The sequence below is a fragment of the Candidatus Acidulodesulfobacterium sp. H_13 genome, assembly GCF_048541835.1.
Lineage (GTDB): Bacteria > SZUA-79 > SZUA-79 > Acidulodesulfobacterales > Acidulodesulfobacteraceae > QIJE01.
Genome location: NZ_JBLEOY010000002.1, coordinates 532,759 through 557,041, shown reverse-complemented (window position 1 = coordinate 557,041; position 24,283 = coordinate 532,759). Strand labels below are relative to the sequence as shown.

General features: G+C 37.0%; 20 protein-coding genes and 2 tRNA genes. 9 read left to right on the top strand and 13 right to left on the bottom strand.

What is annotated here, in order from left to right; translation table 11 throughout:
• Window positions 1-3: 3 nt before the first annotated feature.
• Complete coding sequence (locus ACMCNP_RS07210) at window positions 4-2,730, bottom strand: cation-translocating P-type ATPase (protein WP_419315775.1); 2,727 nt, start codon at window positions 2,728-2,730, stop codon at window positions 4-6.
• Between the two features lie 180 nt (window positions 2,731-2,910).
• Between ACMCNP_RS07210 and ACMCNP_RS07205 the strand changes: the two genes are divergently transcribed.
• Window positions 2,911-2,987: transfer RNA gene (locus ACMCNP_RS07205), tRNA-Pro, on the top strand.
• Between the two features lie 188 nt (window positions 2,988-3,175).
• Here the strand turns inward: ACMCNP_RS07205 and ACMCNP_RS07200 are convergent.
• Window positions 3,176-3,994, bottom strand: a complete 819-nt coding sequence (locus tag ACMCNP_RS07200) for a lytic transglycosylase domain-containing protein (RefSeq protein ID WP_419315773.1) — start codon at window positions 3,992-3,994, stop codon at window positions 3,176-3,178.
• 338 nt (window positions 3,995-4,332) lie between these two features.
• Between ACMCNP_RS07200 and ACMCNP_RS07195 the strand changes: the two genes are divergently transcribed.
• From ACMCNP_RS07195 to ACMCNP_RS07185, 3 genes are all read left to right on the top strand, one after another.
• Window positions 4,333-4,803, top strand: a complete 471-nt coding sequence (locus ACMCNP_RS07195) for a DsrE/DsrF/DrsH-like family protein (protein ID WP_419315770.1) — start codon at window positions 4,333-4,335, stop codon at window positions 4,801-4,803.
• A gap of 205 nt (window positions 4,804-5,008) precedes the next feature.
• The gene (locus ACMCNP_RS07190) at window positions 5,009-5,284 is read left to right on the top strand and encodes an ArsR/SmtB family transcription factor (RefSeq protein WP_419315767.1); all 276 of its coding nucleotides are present in this window, start codon (window positions 5,009-5,011) and stop codon (window positions 5,282-5,284) included.
• A 44-nt stretch (window positions 5,285-5,328) separates the two neighbouring features.
• Window positions 5,329-5,538 carry an FmdB family zinc ribbon protein gene (locus tag ACMCNP_RS07185; protein WP_419315764.1) on the top strand — a complete coding sequence of 70 codons (210 nt, stop codon included), beginning with the start codon at window positions 5,329-5,331 and terminating at the stop codon, window positions 5,536-5,538.
• Between the two features lie 48 nt (window positions 5,539-5,586).
• Here ACMCNP_RS07185 and ACMCNP_RS07180 read toward each other — a convergent pair whose 3' ends face one another.
• The 6 genes from ACMCNP_RS07180 to ACMCNP_RS07155 form a co-directional block, all read right to left on the bottom strand.
• Window positions 5,587-7,317, bottom strand: a complete 1,731-nt coding sequence (locus tag ACMCNP_RS07180) for a proline--tRNA ligase (RefSeq protein ID WP_419315760.1) — start codon at window positions 7,315-7,317, stop codon at window positions 5,587-5,589.
• A 44-nt stretch (window positions 7,318-7,361) separates the two neighbouring features.
• Window positions 7,362-8,459 (bottom strand): flavodoxin-dependent (E)-4-hydroxy-3-methylbut-2-enyl-diphosphate synthase, encoded by a 1,098-nt coding sequence (gene ispG, locus ACMCNP_RS07175; RefSeq protein ID WP_419315758.1) that lies wholly within the window; start codon window positions 8,457-8,459, stop codon window positions 7,362-7,364.
• A 45-nt stretch (window positions 8,460-8,504) separates the two neighbouring features.
• Window positions 8,505-8,906 (bottom strand): c-type cytochrome, encoded by a 402-nt coding sequence (locus ACMCNP_RS07170; protein ID WP_419315756.1) that lies wholly within the window; start codon window positions 8,904-8,906, stop codon window positions 8,505-8,507.
• A gap of 16 nt (window positions 8,907-8,922) precedes the next feature.
• Window positions 8,923-10,104 (bottom strand): HlyD family secretion protein, encoded by a 1,182-nt coding sequence (locus ACMCNP_RS07165; RefSeq protein ID WP_419315753.1) that lies wholly within the window; start codon window positions 10,102-10,104, stop codon window positions 8,923-8,925.
• Between the two features lie 69 nt (window positions 10,105-10,173).
• The gene (locus tag ACMCNP_RS07160) at window positions 10,174-11,553 is read right to left on the bottom strand and encodes a TolC family protein (RefSeq protein ID WP_419315750.1); all 1,380 of its coding nucleotides are present in this window, start codon (window positions 11,551-11,553) and stop codon (window positions 10,174-10,176) included.
• Window positions 11,554-11,682: 129 nt separating this feature from the next.
• The gene (locus ACMCNP_RS07155; protein WP_419315747.1) at window positions 11,683-12,372 is read right to left on the bottom strand and encodes a ubiquinone/menaquinone biosynthesis methyltransferase; all 690 of its coding nucleotides are present in this window, start codon (window positions 12,370-12,372) and stop codon (window positions 11,683-11,685) included.
• Window positions 12,373-13,095: 723 nt separating this feature from the next.
• Between ACMCNP_RS07155 and ACMCNP_RS07150 the strand changes: the two genes are divergently transcribed.
• Genes ACMCNP_RS07150 through ccsB form a run of 3 tightly spaced genes read left to right on the top strand, consistent with a single transcriptional unit; the run spans window position 13,096 to window position 16,007 of the window.
• Complete coding sequence (locus ACMCNP_RS07150) at window positions 13,096-13,656, top strand: TlpA disulfide reductase family protein (RefSeq protein ID WP_419315743.1); 561 nt, start codon at window positions 13,096-13,098, stop codon at window positions 13,654-13,656.
• Between the two features lie 37 nt (window positions 13,657-13,693).
• The gene (locus ACMCNP_RS07145) at window positions 13,694-15,109 is read left to right on the top strand and encodes a cytochrome c biogenesis ResB family protein (RefSeq protein ID WP_419315741.1); all 1,416 of its coding nucleotides are present in this window, start codon (window positions 13,694-13,696) and stop codon (window positions 15,107-15,109) included.
• Between the two features lie 19 nt (window positions 15,110-15,128).
• Window positions 15,129-16,007, top strand: coding sequence for a c-type cytochrome biogenesis protein CcsB (gene ccsB / locus ACMCNP_RS07140; protein WP_419315736.1), 879 nt, complete (start codon window positions 15,129-15,131; stop codon window positions 16,005-16,007).
• A gap of 7 nt (window positions 16,008-16,014) precedes the next feature.
• Here the strand turns inward: ccsB and ACMCNP_RS07135 are convergent, their stop codons facing one another.
• On the bottom strand, window positions 16,015-16,467 hold the full coding sequence (locus ACMCNP_RS07135; RefSeq protein ID WP_419315733.1) for a c-type cytochrome: 453 nt from the start codon (window positions 16,465-16,467) through the stop codon (window positions 16,015-16,017).
• A 151-nt stretch (window positions 16,468-16,618) separates the two neighbouring features.
• On the opposite strand from ACMCNP_RS07135, the gene ACMCNP_RS07130 reads away from it, so the two are divergent.
• Window positions 16,619-17,926 (top strand): arsenic transporter, encoded by a 1,308-nt coding sequence (locus ACMCNP_RS07130; protein ID WP_419315730.1) that lies wholly within the window; start codon window positions 16,619-16,621, stop codon window positions 17,924-17,926.
• Window positions 17,927-18,017: 91 nt separating this feature from the next.
• A complete protein-coding gene (gene recD2 / locus ACMCNP_RS07125) occupies window positions 18,018-20,459 on the top strand; it encodes an SF1B family DNA helicase RecD2 (protein WP_419315727.1) in 2,442 nt (813 codons plus the stop codon).
• A 146-nt stretch (window positions 20,460-20,605) separates the two neighbouring features.
• Here recD2 and ACMCNP_RS07120 read toward each other — a convergent pair whose 3' ends face one another.
• From ACMCNP_RS07120 to ACMCNP_RS07105, 4 genes are all read right to left on the bottom strand, one after another.
• Entirely contained in the window at window positions 20,606-21,526 is a 921-nt protein-coding gene (locus ACMCNP_RS07120; protein ID WP_419315724.1) for a type II restriction endonuclease, read from the bottom strand.
• A 2-nt stretch (window positions 21,527-21,528) separates the two neighbouring features.
• On the bottom strand, window positions 21,529-22,371 hold the full coding sequence (locus ACMCNP_RS07115; RefSeq protein ID WP_419315721.1) for a DNA-methyltransferase: 843 nt from the start codon (window positions 22,369-22,371) through the stop codon (window positions 21,529-21,531).
• Window positions 22,372-22,857: 486 nt separating this feature from the next.
• Window positions 22,858-22,952 (bottom strand) — tRNA-Ser (locus ACMCNP_RS07110).
• 92 nt (window positions 22,953-23,044) lie between these two features.
• Window positions 23,045-24,280, bottom strand: a complete 1,236-nt coding sequence (locus ACMCNP_RS07105; protein ID WP_419315718.1) for an EAL and HDOD domain-containing protein — start codon at window positions 24,278-24,280, stop codon at window positions 23,045-23,047.
• Between the last annotated feature and the right edge of the window lie 3 nt (window positions 24,281-24,283).

The window sequence follows — 24,283 nt, the reverse complement described above, 5'->3', positions numbered from 1 at the left end:
TCGTCAATGTAAATCAGACGTATGAGTAGCAATATTCAGTCGTCTTATAAACTTCTCGATTTCCGTCACTGCAAACCCGGGCAACAAAGCCAGTATTATAACCGCCCACCACCCGTCAGGAAAAGGATGCGTCCTGAATAAAGCATTTCCGAACGGCGTGTAAACTATTAAAAGCATGGCGGCTAACGCCATTCCTACCCCCGCGAGCAACCATTTGTTGGAAAACGGACTGAAAGTAAATGCCGAATCATATATCGACCTTGCGGTAATCAAATATCCCACCTCAATCAACTGAACACCGACAAACGCCGCCGTCTGCGCCTGAGTCAGCTTCAATAAGTAATCCGGATCCGATGAAACAGCCTGTGCCGCAAAGTGATAATACAGCAAAAATCCGGTAGCCGCCATCAGTATAGATACCAGGCTAACCCTTATAATAAACAAACTATTGGCTATTCTTTCCTTGATATCGCGCGGCGGTCCTTCAAGTAAACCCTTCTCTTTCGGTTCCATCATGAGCGGTATTGTAAAAAAAAGCGAATCTGCCAAATTTATCCAAAGAATATGTATGGGTTCCAACGGAAGACGAAGGATAAACAAAGGGATAAATGGGGCAAGCGATATTGCGCCCATTATCAACAATGCCTGTCCCACATTCGTAGGAAGCGTATAAATAACGGCCTTCTGAAAATTATTCCAGGCATGCCTGCCTTCTTCGACTGCAGCAACAATGGTGGCAAAATTATCGTCGGTTAAAATCATATCTGCTGCTTCTTTGCTTACTTCCGTACCGGTCACGCCCATTGCAATACCGATATCTGCCGCTCTCAAAGCGGGAGCATCGTTTACTCCGTCACCCGTGACGGCAACAACATTGCCCCTTTTCTGCATTTGAACGGTAATCCTCAATTTGTGTTCAGGGGCAATGCGCGCAAATACGGAGACTTTTTGAACGGCTTCATATAGATCTTCATCACTCATCTCGGATAACTCTCTCCCCGTTATTGCCATATCGCCTTCTCTGATAATTCCTAATTGCCTGGCAATAGCCTTAGCCGTTTCAATATGGTCGCCCGTCATCATAATCACTCTTATACCTGATATCCGACACTTTCTCACTGCTTCAAAAACCTCTTCCCTCGGGGGATCAATCATGCCCTGGAGACCAAGAAAGGTAAAACCCTGTATATCTTCTATCGTAATTATGGTCTTGTCTCTATCCACGGTCTTGTATGCCATACCGAGAACCCGAAGGGCATCTGTCGCCATTTCATCAATTGCGGACGATACATTCCCTATTTCTACGGAAACGGTTTTTCCATTAATTAACTGATCTCGACATTGCCCTAATATCTTTTCGGGAGACCCTTTGATATATATGACATTTCCGTTTTCCGAACGATGCAGCGTGGACATATACTGATGTTCCGATTCAAAAGGTATTTCATCTAAAATAGCCGATTTGTCTTTAATGCCTCCCTTAAGTGCCGATACGACTAACGCCTTTTCCGTTGAATCGCCGATTATATCGCGATTCTCTTTACCTTCCGACAAAACGGCATTATTACAGAAGTAACCCGCCTTTAAGGTTTCAATTAGTTCTTTCGGTTCATCGGCAGGATTAATCGCTACTCCGTTCAAGGTAAATTCCCCATTGAGTTCATATCCCGCACCCGTTAGGCTATAGTTTCGTCTCCCACTATATATCTTTGTAACCGTCATGGCATTCTTGGTAAGAGTTCCGGTTTTGTCGGAACATATCACCGTAGTACAGCCTAAGGTTTCTACCGCAGGCAATCTTCTTATCAATGCATTTCTTTTGGCCATCGAAATGGACGCAAAAGCCAAAATGGTTACTATTACTGCAGGCAGCATTTCCGGAATGGCCGCTACGGCAAGTGAAATAGAAGCAAGAACGGCATATACAAGGATATATTTAAATAATAAGGCTAACAAAAAATTAAAGATAGCAAGTGCAGCAACGACGATCATCCAGAATCGGGTAAATTCCGTAATTTTGCGCATCAAAGGCGTAGCAATTTTGTCTGTCTCTTTTATGGATTCGGCAATCTTTCCGAATTCCGTCCTTGCGCCGGTAGCCGTTACCATCCCCTCCCCGTACCCCCTGCTGACAAAAGTACCGCTAAAAACCATACAGCGTTGGTCTGCTGGAGACAAATTGTCCGCAGAAATATGCTCGGTATCCTTATTTGCGGGAACTGATTCTCCGGTAAGCAATGATTCGTCCACCGCAAGATTTCTTGCATTAAATAAACGCAAATCGGCCGGAATCTTATTGCCGGCTTCAAGTATCACTATGTCTCCCGGTACTAATTCTCGCGCAGGTACGGTTATCTTTCGACCGTTTCTCACGCATAAGCATTCAAGAACCATCATCTTTTTGAGCGCATTTATAGACGACTCGGCTTTGCCTTCCTGAACAAATCCGATTACGGTATTAATAGCGACACATAATAAAATAACTACCGTTTCCGGCCACTCTTTCAGAGCGGCTGTCACGAAGGACGTGATTAACAAAACATATACCAAGGGACCACGGAATTGGTTGAGAAACCTGATGAAAGCCGATCGTTTTTTAAATATTAATTCATTATAACCATACTGTCTGAGTCTGTTATTTACCTCAATATCGGAGAGCCCTAAGGGGCTGGAGGTTAGAATTGAAAAGGTATCGTCTATCGATCTTTTGTACCACTCTGTCTCTTTCATATTCAATTAGAAATCGTACCGTCTGTATTTAAACTTAGAAACAGATAATATCATTGCGCTTATTCCCAAATGAATTCACATAACTAAATTATACATTACTATTTCAAATTTGGTAATAAATAATATTTTTAAAAATCCGCTTTGATTTTTTTTAAGAAAATAGTATAATCAATAAAGTATCGGGACGTGGCGCAGCTTGGTAGCGCACCTGCATGGGGTGCAGGGGGTCGCTGGTTCGAATCCAGTCGTCCCGACCACTCAGACCATAATTTGGAATATTTAATATCGGAAGTTAGATGGTATCTCATTGTATCGTAAACTACGCAACAGCTAAAGACTGTATCTATTTTTTACGATTATCTAATATCGTAAGCGTAAAAACCCCCGGTTCAAATCCAGTCGTCCCGACCTATTAAATAGAGAGATGAACAATAAATACTGACTTTTATTCGCTATACGCGTTACCGATTATTGCCGGATTATCCGTAAAAATATCCTTGTTGTAAATAGCGAAGTATTTTTTAACCCTTTTGTAATATCCGTAATAAAAATCGGAAAACAACCTGTTTGTACTCCCTGAATAGCTAAGTTTTGCGCTTTTCCCGGCGGAATTTAAAGTCCTATGAGCTAAGGTAGGACCGGCATTATACGCAAATAACGCAAACTTTAGATTCTTGAACTCATATAATAGACTCAATAAATATCTAACGCCTATTTTTATATTTAAAGACGGGTTATACAAATAATTTACCGGAAGATATTCCATATATTTTACGTTATAATTAAATTTTTTAGATTTTATGCCGTATTTTTTTATCAAATAAAGACCGGTAACAGGCCTAATCTGCATAAGTCCTACAGCCCCTCTGTCGGAATAGGAAAAATTATTGAACGAACTCTCAACTCTTATGACTGCCAAAATTAATGCAGGATTTATCTTGTACCTTTCTCCCATATTAAAAATAAGATTAGCAACCTTTTTTTCTTTAACCTCCGGAAGTCCAGAATTAAAAGAGGCTATAATCTTAAAAATTCTTACCTTTTCATAATCTATGCGGATTTTATTTTTAAGCGACTTTATCTCCAGTTGCTCTCTTAAATAACCGTGATACATCGGGATAACATAATAATAAGATGAAACCGCCATAAAAATCGCAATGGATGCCAATAAAAAATAGGGCAAAAAATACTTAAATTCGATCTTGCTGATTAATTTTTCGAAAAATATTCGCAATTTATTCAAAACTTTTTTAATTTTTTTCAAAACCTTCCCCAAAATATTTAAAAAATTGACTATAATAATATCTAATTTACTCAAAAATAAACAAAAATCTGATTTTTACATTAAAATTTAACCACAATTTACAATAAAAGTCAAATTTACGTAATTTTTTGCTTAAAAATATGCATATTTAGACTGAACAAGATTATATAAAAATCAATAATTTTTATGTTATTTTAAATAATTATTTTCTTGCTATTTGTTTTTAAAAATGATAAATTTGAAAATAAAATTTGATTAACCTGCTAAGGATTCGTTGGGACTAGTTTATTTTCTTATTTTAACAAAATTATTTAAACTTTTTAAAAAGGAGAACTAAAATGGCTGATCAAACTAAAATGGCTATTATTTCCATTCATGGAACACTGGATATGGCTTATCCGCCACTTATTATTGCTTCTACGGCTGCAACGATGGATATCGAAAGCGCGATATTTTTTACTTTTTACGGTTTATCAATCTTAAAAAAAGACGCCGGGGAAAAACTCAAAGTAGCTCCGATTGCTAATCCGGCTATGCCTATGCCTGTTCCGAATATTATCGGCACATTGCCCGGAATGACTTCAATGGCTACATCCATGATGAAATCAATGATTAAGAAAAATGGGGTCGCAACGGTTCCTGAGCTTATTTCCTTGTGTCAAGAAACTGGCGTCAGGCTGATTGCATGCCAAATGACAATGGACCTTTTTAACTTTAAGAAGGAAGATATGATTGACGGAGTGGAATATGCGGGGGCAGCATCATTTATAGAATATGCCGCTAAATCTCAAATTCATTTATCATTTTAAGCATAAATCCAAACTGAATAACGACGATATTTAAAATAGTAAAAGTTTTAGGGGGAGCCTCTGCTCAATAGCAGAGGCTTTTATTTTTATTGACATTTTTTAAAAAATTAAATATAATAAATATGTTATTATATGAATATTAATATATGAACTTCATATGATAATTAATAATAATTTTTGTTTTATTTTTGACGAAAGAGTAATTATGAATAACAAGAACGAGGAATGCTATATTGCCGAAGCAGAACTTCTTAAAACACTGGGGCACCCCATAAGGCTTAAAATAATAGAAGTGTTAATAAATAACAAATCCTGCGTAAAAAATATATGGGCGGCATTGGAACTTCCTCAGGCAACGGTTTCACAACATCTTGTTTATCTCAAAAACAAAGGGATAGTTCGCTCTAAACGGGATGGAGTAATGATGTGTTATGAACTCAGCGATAAACGGATCGAGAAAATATTCGAATATTTAAAATAATGCAATAACGATGATCATGCAATAGGAAGGGAGTGTGTTTAAATATGCCTATATACGAATATGAATGTAAAAAGTGCGGAAAAATATTTGAAATTTATCAGAGACTCAGTGAAAAAAGCGAAGACGTTAAATGTCCCGCCTGCGGAGCAGAGAAGCCGGAGAAAAGAGTAAGTTCTTTTAGCAGTCTTGGAAATAATGAGTATTCTTCCAACTCGGGTTCATGCGGAGGCGGACAGAGTAGCGGTTTTGGCTGAGCATAAAAAACGGGCGGTCTGCCTGTTTTTTTTATCAACACCATTATATTATAAAAAAGTTTCTATCTTCGATAGTTCTCTTACTCTCTCATAAAGGCTTTCGAGATTATCGTAAATCTCTTTTTTATTGTCTATTCTTACAATAATCTCGTATTTCTTATCTTTAATAGTTCTATTGCCTATAACTATTTTAAAAGGTACCCCTATTAAGTCAATATCTTTCAGCTTGATACCTGGAGACAATTTCCTGTCGTCGTAAAGGACGTCTATTCCCATATTCGTTATATTTTTATAAATACTTTCGGAAAGAGCGGCTATTTGCTCATTGCCCATATTAAGGGCAACAACTGCCATCGTAAACGGACTCAATGCTACCGGAAGATTTATTCCGAATTCGTCGGAAAAAACCTCTATGAGCGTTTGCAGTGTTCTCCCTACGCCGATTCCGTAACAACCCATAACAAAAAACTTGGTTTTTCCTTTTTCATCTAAGAATTTTGCATTTAAAATGCGCGAATACTTCTCTCCGAGCTTAAAGATGTGTCCCAATTCTATGGAGTTTTTAATTTTTAGATCTCCAGAACACTTTATGCACTTATCTCCGACTTGAACACTTCTTATATTTGCTACCACGTCGGGAATAAAATCCCTGCCCGGTTTTACGTTTGCCATATGGGCATCCTTTTCGTTAGCTCCGGTTATCCAGTATTCTGAATTATCAATCTCCTCGTCTATAACGACAAGCGCTGAGCCTTCCTTTAACCCAAACGGACCGGCAAAGCCGCATGGCGCTCCGGTTATTCTTTCTACTTCGCTTTTTTCTGCGAGAAATAAGTTTTTAACACCGGCAGCCTTTTTTAGCTTGCGTTCGTTTATTTCCCTGTCTCCCCTGACAACCCCTGCGATAAATCCCGATTCCGTCTTATAAATAATCGTTTTTGCAAAATAAGTTTTATTCAACTTGAGGTATTCACCGACTTCCTCGACCGATTTCTTGCCGGGTGTAAATAGTTTAGTCATTTTGGGTTGCCTGCACGATTCGAGGGGATCTTGACGATCGCTTATAGAATCGGCTTCGTCTATGGAGACGGCATATCCGCAATTTTCGCAAATAACTATTTTATCCTCTCCATACTCGGAGAAAACCATAAGCTCTTCGGAATAACTCCCACCGATTTCTCCCGCCTCCGCTTTGATAAATTTAAAATCAAACCCGAGCCTTACAAATATATTTTCATAAGCATGCTTCATCTTTTCATAGCTTACATTTAAACCTGCTTCGTCCCGATCAAAACTATAAGCGTCCTTCATGATAAATTCCTTAGCCCTCATTAGACCAAATCTCGGACGCATCTCATCTCTAAACTTAAGGTGTATCTGATATAATGTCATGGGTAGTTCTTTGTATGATTTTACGTTTTTTTTAACCAAATCCGTTATAACCTCTTCATAAGTAGGCGCAAGACAAAAACCCCTATCCTGTCTATCCTTAAACCTCAGCAGTTCTCTTCCGTAATCCTCGTCCCTACCCGACTCTTTCCATAAATCTAAGGGTTGAACAAACGGCATGGAAAGCTCTATCGCTCCGACGGCACTCATTTCCTGTCTTATTATCTCTTCCAACTTTTTAAGGCTTTTATAGCCAAGCGGCAGATAAATATAAACACCTCCGGCAAGTTGCCTCATATAACCCGCTCTTAAAAGTAATTTATGGCTTTTAAGGACGGCCTCTCTAGGGTCTTCTTTTAATGACGGTATAAAAAACTTCGAATATCTCATGTTTACCTCGTAAGAATAATTACAATATACCAACCGTATATTGTCTATAAAAGCATAGAATCCAAAGAAATCTTTTCTCCGGTAATATTTTCTACTTCCTTTATCAATACATCGAATATTTCCTTATTGTCGTACCTACCTATAATTTTACCCTTAGAAAATAAAACCGATTTTTCTTTTCCTCCAGCAATACCGACATCCGCATGCATAGATTCACCGGGACCGTTCACTACACATCCCATTATCGCAACCTTTATATTCGACTTTATCTTAGCGGAAACTCTCTCAAAATCCCTTGCTATCTTGACGATATCTATCTCCGTCCTTCCGCAAGTCGGGCAGGATAAAAGTTGGACGCCTCCGCTTCTTAAACCTAAATCCCTTAAAATATGATAAGCGACAATAACTTCCGTAACAGGGTTATCGCTTAAAGAAACCCTTACGGTATCCCCTATTCCTTTATAAAGTAAAATACCTATTCCTACGCCGGATTTTACGGTTCCCGAGAGGACTGTTCCCGACTCGGTTATGCCTATATGAAACGGATAATCTACCTTTTCCGCAAGTAGTTCGTATCCCCTTATCGTCGTTAAAATATCGGTAGATTTTAACGATATTTTTATATCGTAAAAAGATTCATCTTCTAAAATATTAATATGCTTAAGGGCGCTATCAACCATTGCTGCAGCAAAATCCCCCCTGTTTTTTTCGAGCAAGCCTTTTTCCAAGGATCCGGAATTAACCCCTATCCTTATTGGAATTGCCCTATCTTTACATGCGGCAACAACCTCTTTCACTTTTTTTTTATCCCCGATATTCCCCGGATTAATCCTTAAACCGCTAACCCCTGCTTCTAAAGAAGCCACGGCAAGTTTATGGTCAAAATGGATATCTGCAACTATAGGCACTTTGACCTGCTTCACTATCTCCCGCAAAGACCTTGCAGCATTATCCGTATTCACTGCGATTCTAACTATTTCACAGTTGTAGTCCTCTAAATCTTTGATTTGCCTTACTGTGGAAGGAATATCTTCGGTAATAGTATTTGTCATGGATTGAACGCTTATAGGGGCGTCCGAACCGATTGAAACACTACCTATTTTAATTGTCCGGGAGGGTCTTCTCTGATTTTTAATTTCCAAACCGATATGCCGTAATCATCTTAAATTATAATTAATAATTTTTATCTATTTATTTTTTAATGAATATAGATATGCCACAAGTACTTTAATATCAGACTTAGAAATATAATTATAGGACGGCATAATGGCATAATAGACCCTGCCGTTTATTTTAATCTTGGAACCCACCTTGAAATGAACCCGCGGATTTTTAATCTGGGCAACCGTCCACCGATAGATTTTGCCTTCATTTCCGTAATCAGACAACGAAGGACCGAGCGTTCCGCCTATGCCGTTTATGACATGACAATCTATGCAATTATAATAGTTAAAAAAATATTTCCCTCCGCTATTCTGACTATAATGTGAATATGCAGCCTTAGGATATACCGAATAGAATGCGAATATTGACAAAACCGAAAATAACGCAACGAATAAAAATGTCTTGCCTGTATTTTTAATATTCATACTATATATTAATTGTTTACTTAACGAATTTATCTTTAGATTTTATTTTAGCCGTACTTATAGTTACCTCAACCATCATTCCTGGCTTTAAAATATGTCCGTAGTCATTTAGAATCTTAATTCTCACCGGAAGCCTATGCGTTACCTTGGTAAATGTTCCGGATGGATTATTCGTCGGAATCAATGCGAACTTGGACGTGCTGACGGATCCGACAAATTCTACCCTTCCATTAAAAACCCTGCCGGGAAAAGAATCCACGATGATCTTAACGGGATCGCCCCTTTTAATATTCTCGATAACGGTTTCTTTTACATTCGCCGTAACCCACACGTTTCTTAAATTATTTTCTATGATTATCGGCGTACCCGGCGTAACATATTCCCCTATATAAGACATCTCTTTGGCTACGACTCCGTTTATCGGAGAACGTATAAAGGTATTTTTATAATCGGCAAGGGCAACCTCGTATGCGGCTTTAGCAATTTTAACGTTTGCTTCGAGCGGTTTAAGTGTAGTCAGATTATTAGCGGCTATATTGTTTTTCATATAGCTTGACTGGAAATAGTTCCTTTTAGCGGTTCCAAGGGCGGATACCGCAGCAAGATAAGCCTGCTTAGACACCAGATATGCCGTCCTAACCGAATCAAACTGTTGCTTAGTAATAAATTCTTTCTTTAAAAGCAATAAATCTCGCTTATAATCTCTTCTATGTAATTCGTATGTAAGCTTTGCCTTACCAAGGTCGGCCAAAGCCATTTTATATGCAAGCTTAGAGAGATAAAAAGAATTATAATTAGTTCCGATAAATCCGGCGATATCCGCGCCGGCACTAAAAAGTTTTGCCCTTGCAAGTTTGTAATAGGCTCTTGCCTGAAGCATTGCGGGATAATATGCGGAATCATCTATTCTTGCAATGAACTCACCCTTTTTAACAGACTCGTTCTTATGGACGTAAACGGCCTTAATATTCCCGGGAACCATTGTACTTACGGAAATCAAATGCCCGTTAATTTCCGCGTCTTCAGTGTATACATGCGTAAGCCCTAAAAGATACCACCTAAAAACAAATATACCTACAACTATTGCAAACGAAAATATAATAGAAGCTATGACGATATTTTTTTTGGTAAATTTAGTACCTGCGGTAACTGAATAGTTTTCCTCGGTTTCGCCGATTTTCTCATCATCTTTATCCATTTAATCCAACCGTTTTAGCCATATATTAATTACAAAGCCACATATGCATCGCCTGCTACAATTTGAAAATCAATTAAACCTATCCTCTGTCAAGTTTACAAGTTTTTCTTTGAACGAACCTGTCAGTCTTTTTAGTCCTAAAACGGATTTATCATAACTTAATCCGGCAGATAAAAGATTATGTCTTGCCTTAGTTAGCTCCGCCATAGCGGTTATAACGTCTACGCTTGTTGCAACACCGGCCTTATATTCTTCTTCTACGAGCTCATAATTTTTAGATGCAAATTTCTCTTCATGCTTAAGCGTAATCACTTCATATTTAAGATTTTGAATATTATAAAACTCCGATATAACCCGTGCCTTTAAATTCCGTTTTGTCTGGGTCGTATTGTACATTGATTGATTTGCCGCCGAACGTGCTTTTTCTATGGAAACTATTCTTGTTGAACCCTGAAATATAGGCATAGTCAATGTCGCGCCGGCAGTCCAGTAACTTAACGAACCATCCGGTATAAAATGGCTGCTCGAAAGTGCATTATAGGAAGCGGTAAAGTTAATAGTGGGAATATATTGCGATTCGTAATATACGACCTTATCGTCGGCAGCCTTTTTGGCAAACCTTAAAGCCTTTAATCCGGAATTATTTTTATATGCCGATGTAATGTACGTTTTTAACGGCGCCTTTTTGAAAACGGGCTCGGACGGTTTTACGACCCCGAAGTACCGGCCTATACCGAGAAGTGCGGCGAGATCGGCCTTTACCGTCTTTAATGCATTTTTTGAGCTTAACAACTGTTGTCTTGCGGCATAAAATTGAGATTTCGCCTGAAGAACATCGGTAACTATAGCAAGCCCCGCTCCAAGTCTAGCCTCGGACAGTCTAAGATGTGTTTTTGCCTCATTTAAAGTCTTACTATCCGCCTTAATCAAACTTAAGTCGTTTATAACCGTATAGTAATCTACCGCTACATTGTAAAGCGTTGCAGAGGATACATTATTAAGATTCATCTTATTAAAAGCTATCATATTTTGCGCTGCCTGATATGCCGGAATTGCTCCTATGTTAAGAATAGGTTGGCTCAACATAAAACTATATTCATAATTCGGATATAAAAACAAAAAGGTACCGCCGCCTGAAGATGAGGGAGCTGCAGGTGAGTTAAAATGCATTCTTTGGTCTTTATATATAAGCCGGATATTCGGCAATATCATGCCGACGGCAGACCATTTTAAAAGCGTAGACTGATAATAACTCTCTTTTGCAGCCTTTATAGTGTCGTTACGATGAGCCGCAAGAATATAAGCATTATTCAGTGTAATAATGCGCAAAGGTCTTGCATGGAATGCAAGGGCATCATTATCGCCGAAGCCCGATAAATACGACAGGTAAAACAAGAAGAAAATAGAAAGTAAAAAAAAACGGAAAAGATGAGGGGCTTTACTGTTCATAATTTATTTAATGTTTATTCGTTAAAAAGCATTAAATTAAAAACGTTTATCACTATGGTCTATTGTAACGACTTAAAGGTTATAAGTCAATATTTTTCTATTTAATCAATGTTGTTGTTTAGAACTATCTCATTTTATGCCGGTTATTACAAAACCTACATGAAAAGGCAGATTTTTAATCTTTAGATCTCTAAATCCCTTGTTCGCTAAAATATTCAGCATCTCGTTTCTATCAAAAGCCATTATGCTGTATGTCAGCCAGTTATACGCATTTTTATTTATAATCGAACCTAAAAATCTGATTATAAAAAAATATATTTCGAAAAATATCTTAGAAATTCTATTCTGAGGTTTACCCATTTCCAATAATATAAATTTTCCATCCTTTTTCAAAATCCTTTTTAACTCTTTAGCAAAAACTTCAGTATCATCGATATTCCTGAGCAAGAATCCCGCAGTCACAACATCATAACTGCAACAGGGCTCGTCGAGTCTCATAGCATCTTCGATTTTAACGCGTATATTGACTATTCTTTTTCTTTTTATTTTATTCCTGGCTATGTTAAGCATATCTTTGTTGAAATCTACGGCGACGATTTCAACCTGTTTTTTAACTCTCCTTGCTTTCTCGGCAATATCGATTGCGATAGAACCCGTTCCGGTAGCGACATCAAGTACTTTATAGTCGGTTTTTTCTACCATAGCCTCCCCTGCAACAATCTTTCGCCATATTCCGTCTATTCCTAAACTGAAAAAATGCCCCATAAAATCATAAACATTAGCGATAGAAGAAAAAATACCATTAATATTTTCCGACATATTATTGTGCCCCCTCTGTTTTTTAACCTTTTCTTTACATTATAATAAATCTCAACGGATTTTTACAATAACAGAAGTTGGATTTCAAGGCTTTACTTTGATTCGAGGGCGTTGAAAATTTATAAGATTGACACCGCTGTTTATTCGTAGTAACATTGAGAGCAAGATGAAAAAAGTATATACGGATAAGGAAAGGAGCGTTTAACGTGGCTTTAAAAAGGTATTTATATGTCGCATTTTTTGTTTTATCTTTCCTGAGTATAACTTATTTAATATGCGTAACCGAACTGAGCTATGCTTATCCGGCGTCTTCAAATATAGGATTTTCTGCCAAAATATATCATCCTAAAAAACCGATAACTATTCAAAACAAATCGGTCTTCAAGAATTCTGTATTTTACGCTTTATTGAGTTCGAGCAGCAAACACTTGCAACAAATCCAGTCAATATGCGGCATAGAATGCCAAAATATATTCACGAATATATTTGATTCTACCGGCAATTTCGGCGCAACTTTTATGCTCATTTTTTTACTATATATTTTTCTTCAGAAACTCTTAATATTTCCCATAAATCATCCCCCTAAGTTCCTTTCTGTTTAATCTATATGATCTAAATGTAAGTTTTTAACTTGTTATTATATTGTTTATGCCGTTTGTAATCTCATATGAGCTATGAACTTAGCCATACGGTTATGCAGCGGTAAAAAAGAAGGAGGTTATAATGAATAAAAATTCCAAACGGACAACCAAAATAATAATTTTTATAATTGTCATTATTGCAGCATCCATTTTAGCGATTAAGTTTTCAGGCTTAATGAAAAACACTAAAATAACTAAATCGGGCAGGGAAACTCTTGCCCCCCAATTTTCCGTTAAAAGTATTAACTATCCTGGAATGACTCTATCTTTAAAAAAATTTAGGGGCAAGATTATTCTCATCAATTTCTGGGCTACATGGTGTCCCCCTTGCAGAGATGAAATGCCGAGGCTTGAAAAATTTTATAAATCGCATAAAAAGGATGGCTTCGTAATCTTCGGTCTCTCCGTTAACAATAGTGGACCGGTAGCGGTGCTTAATTTCATAAAGACCTTTAAGGGGGGTATCATCACGTATCCGGTAGGAATGGCTACCCGCAGCATATCCAAGGCTTACGGCAATATTTACGAGATACCGCAGTCCTTTATAATAAATAGAAAAGGGATTGTCGTTACCCATTTTACGGGAGAACTACCGCCGGGTTTTCTGAAATACGAGTTTAAAAAAATTAATAAAAAAATATAATAAGGCATAATTCAATAATTAACAATTGAGGTAGCGTATGAAGCTTATAATCGTCATTTTATCAAAGTTGAAAAGGCTTTTTTCTTCCGTAAAATTGGCTATGATTTTATTTATTTTAATTTCTGCAGTATCCATAATAGGCACTATTATAGAACAGGGCGAACCTTTAGTAGTATATAAAACGGCGTACGGTCCGTTTTTTTTTAATATACTTTACGGACTCGGCTTTTTAAATGTTTACCGTTCATGGTATTTCGTAGCCTTAGGCGGCTTATTTGCCGTCAATTTAATTGTATGCTCCATAGACAGGATACCTAACACCCTTAAAATTATCTTTAACCCCGATCCGTCGTTTCCGAATATCTCTTCAAGCGACGCTAAGGAAGGAAAATCTAAAAAAACAAGATACTATAGTTTAGATTCTTCAAAAAGCCAGGAAGAGGTATTGTCTATATCGAAAAATATGTTTTCAAAGAAATTCGGTAAACCCAAGGAAAAATATGACGGCAAACAGTCTGAACTGTATTTTTCTAAAAACGGAATATTCCGTCTGTCTCCCTATGCGGTTCATTTAGCTATAATAATTATAATATTCGGAGTAATTTTAAACATTACTCACGGATTCAGGTCGTACGTAAATATCAATGAAGGGCTGTCAACCGGTTATTCATATATGTTGAGCGATAAAAACAGAAACGGAAAACCCGTTAAATTGCCATTTAAAATAAGGCTTGATAAATATACGACAAAGTATTACAAGGACGGAGTACCCGCGGCTTATATCAGTAAATTGAGCATAATCAAGAACCATAAGGTAATCCTTACAAAATCAATACGGGTAAACCACCCCCTTACGTATGACGGGCTCACTATTTATCAGGTAAGCTACGGGCACTATTTGCCTTCGGCCGCCAGATTACTTTTAGTGAATTTAGGGGGCACTCATTTTAAGAAGCGTACAATCTTTGCTGAACCGGGGACATTGTACGATACGGGTATAAAGGGATTAAAATTTAAATTTAGTCCATTAAGAAACTCCGGTAAACATAAAATCCCGTTTTATATATCTTTATATAAAAACGAGAAGCACTTGAAAAATCTTACATTCTTCGAACATCCGGGCATTGCAGGGGCGCATAAGTTTCCTTTGATACTTGCGACGTATAAAGAAAAGCTTGCTTTTATATTCGCAGGGGTAAAAGTATACTATTACAGCGGTCTGGAAATAGCTAAAAACTCATACACATGGATTATTTGGATAGGCTCCATTTTTATGATTATTTCATTATTCTTCTCTTTTTACTTTAATCATAAAACTTTACGGATGAAAATTTACCCTTCGGAAAATGGGGAAGGAAGTACGACGGAAATTTTAATGGGTTCCAATAAAAAATCTATTTCATATTACGATAAAATTGATAAAACAATAACCGAATTTAAAAATTATATTTAAGTCCATAGGGAGATTAAAAATGATTCATGCGAATATTGCAAGTTTAGACGGTTCTTTGTATTTTGCTATTTCATTGTTTTTAATAGCTTTATCTTTTGCGGGTTATCTAATCTATATATTAAGCAAAGGCAAAAAAATATTTGCAAAGATATCTTTGGCTGTTTTGATACTGACTTTAGCCCTTCAAACTTTTGCCTTTGCCGTAAGATGGCTGTATTCTTATAAAATCGGCATTGACATGCCGCCTTTGGTAGATCTTTATGATTCCTTAGTGCTTTTCTCATACGTTATTATTCTGGGTTTTATTTTACTAAGAACTTTTTACGACTTTGACGCGTTGGGATTAATTATAACGTTTATTGCCGGAGCCGCTTTAACATTTGCGACTTTTTCTCCGATTTCATCCAGCATAATCGAACCGGGGCTTCCGGCATTGAAGAGCTACTGGATACTCTATCATATATTGGCGCTTTTTCTGGCTTACGGCGCTTTTGCAACGTCTTGCGGGCTTGGTGTACTTTTCCTGATAAAATTTAATAAAGAAAAGAATCCTCAAAAAAAAGAAAATCGCTTTTTAAGGCTTATTCCTTCAAGTAATATTTTAGATGAAGCTATTTATAAAACCATCGTTTTCGGATTTCTCCTTGATACCATCGGAAACGTTATAGGTGCGGCTTGGGCAGACAATGCATGGGGGGGGTATTGGAGCTGGGACCCCAAGGAAACATGGGCGTTGGTAACATGGCTTATCTATGCACTCTTTTTACACGCAAAAATTACGAGGGGCTGGACGGAAAGAAAAATGGCATGGATAGCCGTTATAGGATTCTTCATTCTAATATTTGCTTATCTTGGAGTCGATATTCTTTTGCCGGGTCTTCACTCTTATGCATCATAGGTAAATTTTATTTAAGCGATTCAAGATATTTTGAAATAGTTATGACCTGCGATTTAGGCATATGTTCATAATTAGGCATTATGACCGGATAAGTTTTGCCGTTAATCGCAACGATGGAGCCGCGTTTAAAATGTGCCGACGGATATGCTATTTGAGTAACAATCCATGGGAAGCTTCTTTTTGAACCTATATGGGAAAGATCCGGTCCCATAGTTCCGCCGGAACCCTTGATTGTATGACACCTGATGCACCCGTTGGCCCTAAATAATCTATACCCCTTTGGACCGGAACCGACATATGCGCTGCCGCTGAATCCGCCGCCCATCATGCCCATCATTCCGCCGCCTATCATACTCGTAATACCACCCGCCATTTGCGCCAATTTTCCGGATGAATACAGATATGTTCCCAACCCGACCGTTAGAACGACAAGGGCAATTAAAACCAATATTTTTTTCATTTTATCTCCCCTTCAAATTTTAAATTTAAGTTTATAAAAAATTATAACATTTACCGATATACGTAGGGAAATATTATTGACTCGTGAGATATATTTATGCTAATATAAAATATGAATATATATTCATATAATAATCACACATGAGGATATCATGCATTTTCAAGGTTATTTAATCGTTGCCTCCGTTATAATATTCTTATTTACCCTTTTCCTGATAGTTAAAAAACCTTACAACATAGGAATAGGATACAGTGCCGTCATAGGAGCAGTCTTAGCCTTCATTTTTAACGTAATAGCCCTTAAAGATATTGTAAGGGTCTTTGACATAGTCTGGGATGCTACGTTTACTTTTGTAGCTATTATTATAATTTCCATCATACTTGACGAAATCGGTTTTTTCGAATGGGCAGCCCTCCATATGGCAAGATTTGCCGGGGGTAGCGGAAAGAAAATGTTTGTTTACGTAATTATTCTCGGCGCTTTAGTTGCGGCATTTTTTGCCAATGACGGAGCGGCAATTATAATAACACCCATAGTTTATGAAAAAATGAAAGCCCTCAAGTTTAATAGAAGAAATATGCTTCCGTTCATCATGGCAGGCGGGTTTATCGCCGATACCGCAAGCATTCCGTTTAAGATTTCCAATCTGGTTAATATCGTTTCGGCAGACTACTTTAATATAGGTTTTTTCACTTATTTTATGGATATGTACGTGCCTGATTTATTTTCTATAGCCGCATCAATGCTCTTTTTATACCTTTTTTTCAGAAAAGATATCCCCAAAAGTTACGATGTTAAATCATTAAAAAATCCTAAAGATGCGATTAAGGATATACGCCTCTTCAAGCTCTCCTTTTTAATATTAGCGCTTCTTCTCGGGGGCTATTTTTTAAGCGAATTTTTACGTTTACCGGTTTCTGTCTTTGCCGCCGGCTTTGCCGTAATATTCATCTTCCTATCGCTTAGAAGCCCTGCAGTCAACGTAAAAGCCGTTTTTAAGAATGCCCCGTGGAATATCGTCGTGTTCTCCCTCGGTATGTATCTTGTAGTTTTCGGATTAAAAAACGCGGGGTTAACATATTTGCTCGGAAAATCTATCGCTTATTTTGCCGGCTTTGGGGGTTTCATTCTTACGATTTACATGGGATATTTGGCAGCATTTATATCTTCTATTATGAACAATATGCCTACCGTTATGATAAACTCGCTCGCAATTCATTCGGCAGGTCTTAAACCGACGATGTTCAAACCGGCGGTTTATGCCAATGTTATAGGGAGCGATTTGGGTCCTAAATTAACGCCGATAGGCTCCCTTGCGACACTTTTATGGCTCAATATTCTTGAAAAAAAGGGAATAAAAATTAGCTGGGGATATTACCTGAAAGTCGGGTTTATCATAACTATACCCGTGCTTTTTATCACCCTGCTCGGTCTATACTTGAGACTATTTCTATTTTAAAACATATTCCGCCTTATCCGCTTCGATTTAATTTTGTTTGGTGCTATAATACTGCAATATACCCTATATATTAATTGAATTAGCAGAGATTATGGACAACATTAAAAACGGGACGGCGAAAACAACCAAAACGATTTCCGGGGTTATAAAAAGGGTTATATTCCAAAACGCCGAAAACGGATTTACCATCCTGAATATATTGTCAAACGACAGATTTATAACCGCATCCGGCATTTTTTTCGAAAAACCCCTTTCCGATTCAAAGGTAAAACTGACGGGAGAATTTATCCATCACAAAAAATACGGGTATCAATTTAACTTCAACCGCTATGAAATATCGTTGTCAAATACTGAATCGGCAATAATAAATTATTTATCTTCTAATATTTTTAAGGGAATCGGAAAGTTTACGGCAAAACAAATTTATGAAAAATTTAAAGAAAAAACGCTGGACGTAATAGATAATGAACCTGAAAAACTCAAAGAGGTGAGCGGGATAGGCTCGGTCAAACTTTCCACCATTCTTGACGGACTCAAAGAAAGCTACGGTCTAAGGAAGGCCGTAATGTTTTTTAAGCCATATCAATTTAGTGACTATCAGATTAAAGCCGTTTATAACCAGTTCAAAGACAAGGCTGTTGCGATAGCCGAAGAAAATCCGTTTCTATTCACTGAAATCAAGGGTATCGGTTTTAAAAAAGCCGATATAATGGCTGAAAAACTTGGAATCAAAAAAAATGACCCCAATAGAATTAAAGAAGCCGTAAAGTATATCATTAACCAAATTTGCGAAAATTCCGGAAATTGCTATGTCTATTATAGGCATATTAAAGACGGACTTAAGGACGTAATAGAAGACGTAGACGTGGATGAATCCGAACTGAAGGGTTATTTAAACGATTTAATCAGGGAAAAAAAGATATTAACCGATAATAAAGATATATCTGTTTCAGGCGGTAATATAGAGAACGACGCCGTGTCCAATTTAAACGATGTTAAAAGCAATGCAATAAATCTTCTAAGGATATACCCTCCGATTTATTATTACTCCGAGATAGGCATAGCGAAAGAGTTGAAGAGGCTAACGGCAGAGAACGATTTTGATAGAATTCAGCCGGTTGAAGAGCTCAAAAAGTTTATTGATTCACAGGAAAATAAAATGTCTCTTACCGAAGAACAAAAGACTGCCGCATTGAATGCCTTAAGGCATAAAATATCCATAATATCGGGAGGCCCCGGAACCGGAAAATCTACGATAATAAAAACTATTACGGGTTTATTCGACGGAAAGAGGACGGCCTTGACTTCATTATCAGGGAAAGCGGCACAAAGGCTCTCGGATATTATAAATGCAAACAACAAAAATAAAAACGAACCCTATAAAAATAATCTTGATATATCGACTATACACAGGCTTTTAAAAGCGCAATATGATAGACAGACTAATGAATCTTTTTTTACTTATAACGAAAACAACAGATTGCCGCACGATCTTATAGTGATAGACGAAATGAGCATGACAGACGTGATTATCTTCTATAAACTGTTAAAGGCCGTGAAAGACGGCGCTACTCTAGTTTTAGTGGGAGACGCCAACCAAATTCCGTCCGTCAGTCCCGGCGATGTTTTAAAAGATTTAATATATCCGGATGCATTTTTTCCGGTTACGTTTCTAACTAAAGTATTCAGGCAAAATGAGGGCGGCTTAATAAATTTAAACGCCCACAATCTGTTAAATAATAAGAGGTTTATTACCGACAAAACGGGGGAAGGCAAAAAAGAATTCACTATTAAGTACAGGAAAGGCTACGACACGGCTGTAACCGGTAAAAGCGAGCTATTAAACGATTTCATCCTGTTCGTTAAAAAAGTAAGGGATAAGAGAACTAAAGGAATAAGCAGGCAAGATGATGGTCCGGTCGAACCCAAAGCTTTTGATGACATTCAGGTTCTGACTCCCATGAGAAGGGGCGAACTCGGTTATAATAATTTAAATAATATATTGCAGGATATATTTAATCCGTCAGGTATGCCGGCTAACGATACCGCAGAATCTGCCGGCGGAATTTTTATCTGCAACGGAACGCAATTTAGACTTCACGACAGAGTGATTCAGAGAAGAAATAATTACAACTTGGATGTGTTTAACGGTGATGCGGGATACATTTACAATATAGACCATACGGAAAAAACCTTATCGGTAGATTTTTCAGGAACATTCAACGAGATTGTGTCAAACGATGCCAAAAAAATAATAAAATACAATTTTTTAGATGTTTACGAAAATATAATGCTGTCATATGCCCTTTCAATTCATAAGGCTCAGGGCAGCGAGTTTAATAATGTAATAGTTTTGTTTCATCAGACGCATTATCTGATGCTAAAGAAAAATTTACTATACACGGCCATTACTCGCGGTAAAAAAAATGTGATTATTTTCGGAACATTTAAAGCCTTCGGTATTGCAATGAACTCAAAGGAAGAGAAGAGAAACTCTGGATTAAGAGACAGATTACAAACTCTTTTGCTTTAACTATCGGGAGGACGGACTGCCCTGCAAATTCTTTTCATTGTTTAAATCATATTCCGGTTTAAAGGAAAAAATCGACCAGCGTGCCCTTTTAAATTCGAACTCTAAATTATGCTTTTATTGAAGACACTACTCTTGAAAAAATTTTATTATTTCAATAAAAATTCCAAAATACCTTTTTCAAGCATTGTGAGATTGAAAAGATAATCGTTGTGATCAAAAGTTTCTCGTAACGGCTTTGTCGTTGTTTTCCAGCCGTTACCGTCCGTAATCCAAAAAAACTTAAATTTATCTTTCAAGACATCGGATAAATTACGGTATTCTCCCGCTGTTGATTTTAACTTTGAACCACCGCCACCGTAAAAATTAGTTTCAATGATGAACAATTCTTTTCCGTTATCAATTACAAAATCATAACGTCGCGATGACTTATCAATCGGTACGTTATAAGCAAGTTCACTTTTGATTTTATCGGCATTGGCTTCTTTCAAGTATCTAAACTTATTTTTCTTGCAAATATCTTTGATAAATACATCAACGATATTTTCCATTACGTGACCGCCGCGATTTTTTCGTCCGTTACTATCAAGCCCGGCTTCAACGCCGATCATGTAATCAACAAGATTTTTTATTTTATTATTCGCGAATAAAGCATCCAACTTTGTTCCTTTTACAAATCGCAAATATTTTTCTATATCCTCATCAGAAATATCTTTTTTGGAAAAATCATAATTTTCATAAGCAAGTTTCTTGTTTTTATAATCAACCAGAATGTTGAATTTTGCAGCATGCTTTCCATCCCTGACTACTAAAGCGGGTATGACTCTTGCAATGCTCGGATTTTCTTTGAGCAAAAATCTGAATTCGTCATCAAAATTATCTTTACCTATCAAATAGTTAAAGATAATTAAGGCAAGCTCGATTTGTTTTGTATTAGCAAAAACCTTTTCCCAATTCACAAAATATGACCACTCTGTATTGCTTGGTTTTAAGTTTGAAATGAGAAATTTAAAAACTTGATCTTCCGTATCGCACTTTAACACTGTTTTGTAAAATTTTAAGTTTTTCATAATTATTTTTTCATATTTTCGTCTAATTCTTCAAATCGATTGATTGATAAATCAAGATATTTTTTTTCATTATCTATCCCGATAAATTCTCGCCCAAACAAATATGCCGCCAATCCTGTTGTCGAGCTTCCCGTAAATGGATCGAGAATTACATCGCCTTCGTTTGTGCTTGCTAAAACGACTCTTTTTAATAATTCTGCTGATTTTTGTGTTGGATGCTTACCGAAAGTTTTTTCAACTCTTTGTGGTGTGTTTATCGCCCAAACGCTGCGCATTTGTTTTCCTTTCTCGTGCAAGATCTCATGATAATCTTTTTCGCCACAATGCTTACATTTAATTTCTTTTCGGTAGTTATTTTCCCAATCAACCATAGTCTTATAATTGAAAGTATGTTTTTCTTTCTTTTCCTTTCTCGCCCAAATCAAAGTTTCGTGGCTTGCAGTAAAAAAGCGACAACTTAAATTTGGCGATGCATTTGGTTTGAACCAAATTATATCATTAAGAAAATGAAACTCATTTATTTCCAAGGCAAAGCCACACTGATAAATTGAGTGGTAAGTTCCGCTTATCCAAATTGTGCCGTTTGGTTTCAAAACTCGCCGACACCCTTTGATCCATTCATTATGAAATTCAAAATTCTTTTTTGTCCCGTTGCTCAAATCCCAATTGCCTTTTTTTACACTGACCATCTTTCCGTTTTGGCAACTAAAAGATCCACTGGATAAAAAATATGGGGGGTCGGCAAAAATCATATCAACAGAATTTTCCGGAACTTCTTTTAGAAATTCCGGAGTATCTGCTTGATACAAGGTAAAATTCGGTTTTTTGTAATATGGTTTTCGCATAAGTTTATTTTAATAAATTGTAAATGTTTGTTAGTGTTGTGCAGGGAAGATCCGCTTTTTTTGCTCGGATTTTCTTTATTTTATACCTAATATTCACACAATTATTATTTTGACTTTTCATAGTTTCCAAAGAAAGTATGATAGCATTAGTGTGTAAGGTATTATTACCTTTCATTTATATGATAACGTGAATGATATTTTTACTCAACAGTTTTATCTAAAAATCTCTGTCGTTGCGTTCGTAAGGCGAGCGTGGAAGCAAAAGGGCAAAAATTCCTTTCCTTTTTGCGATTCAAATTATAGTGTTTTCACGCTTCTCTGGTTCGCCGTAGCTTAGCGGAGACGAGCGGAAATACACCAACAGAATTACCACTTGTTCCTATCGTACTCAGAAGTTTAAAGTTGCCATGCGCGTTGTGCATGATGAGCCTGCCGCCACTGTAACAGGAAGAAACAAATCTTTCCAAAAACGCTGAGATTATGAACTGGCGGAGAGAGAGGGATTCGAACCCTCGGTACATCTTTTAGGACATACATTCGCTTAGCAGGCGAACGCCTTCGACCAGCTCGGCCATCTCTCCTTCAACTTTTATTTACATAATAATATAACATTAGAATGTTAATTATTCAAGTGCAATAAACAAAGCGATAAAAACGGTAAATAATCCCTCTTTTAGAGCATCTTTGTTTTTTTAACGTTCTCAAGATACATCAAAGCGACGGTATCTATTTCAAAAATATCGGAAATCAAAGCGGAAGGATTAATTTTTTTCAGAATAACATTGGCCGAAACATAGTCGTTTTCACCATATTTTTCCATAAATTCGACTAAATCCCCAAGTTTACCCTTATGTTCTATTAATGCCTCATAAATTATTGTATCAATGTTTATTTTATCAAGTAAATCTTCCAGTGATATTCCCAGAGCAACATTGACCAGGGAGAGCATTCCCATCAGAAAAGCCTTGTCGGAAAGGTCTTTGTCTATATATTTTTCGCATATATCTTCCATCATCTTCCCTTTAATCACGGCACTTTCCAATAAGGGATCAGATCTGAAATCGCTTTTTTTGGAAGCAAGGATTATGGTGAGTATCCATCGAGAAATATTATCATATCCTAAAAGCGCAATAGCCTGTTTAACGGAAGATATTCTTACTATAAATTCGTAAGCCACGGAGTTAATGAGCGTAAGCAATCTATAAATGAGCTCGGGCGTCATTTTAAATAATGCTTCTATCTCTTTTATGTTTCTATTAGACTGAAAAGCATTGAATATATCAATCAACATCATATAATCCGGGTCTAAAGTCGAGGATGAAAGCACCGTGGGTTTTTGAAAAAAATAGCCCTGAAATAGATTGAAACCGAGATCCTTGTAAAATTGAAAATCTTCAAATCTTTCGACCTTTTCGGCTATAAATTTTATTCCGTAATCCTTGAATAATAAAAGCACTTCCTTTATTTCCGCCTTAGAATACTGCAAAACATCTAATTTTACGTAATCGGACAGCCTAAGAAGCGGCTCCCACGCCTCGCTGTAAACAAAATCGTCTAAGGAGATACCGAAACCCTCGTCTTTAAACTCTTTTATGATAGAAACGGCATTGTCGTCTATTCTGCTCGTCTCTAATATTTCTAAAACGATCTTATCCTTAGGTAATAATTGAATCATGCCTTTTTCTAAAACATCCGGGATTATATTAATGAATGCAGGCTTTTCGCCCATTAATGTTTTGATGCCGATATCATATATATTTTCTAACACATTTGCGGTAGCACTCAAATTATCGGATACCTTTATATCAGCAAAATTTTCAGCGGTTTTTCTAAACAAAACCTCATAACCGAATATACTCTTGTCGCCGCTTATGATAGGCTGTCTTCCGATAAAAATTGACTTTTTCACTAT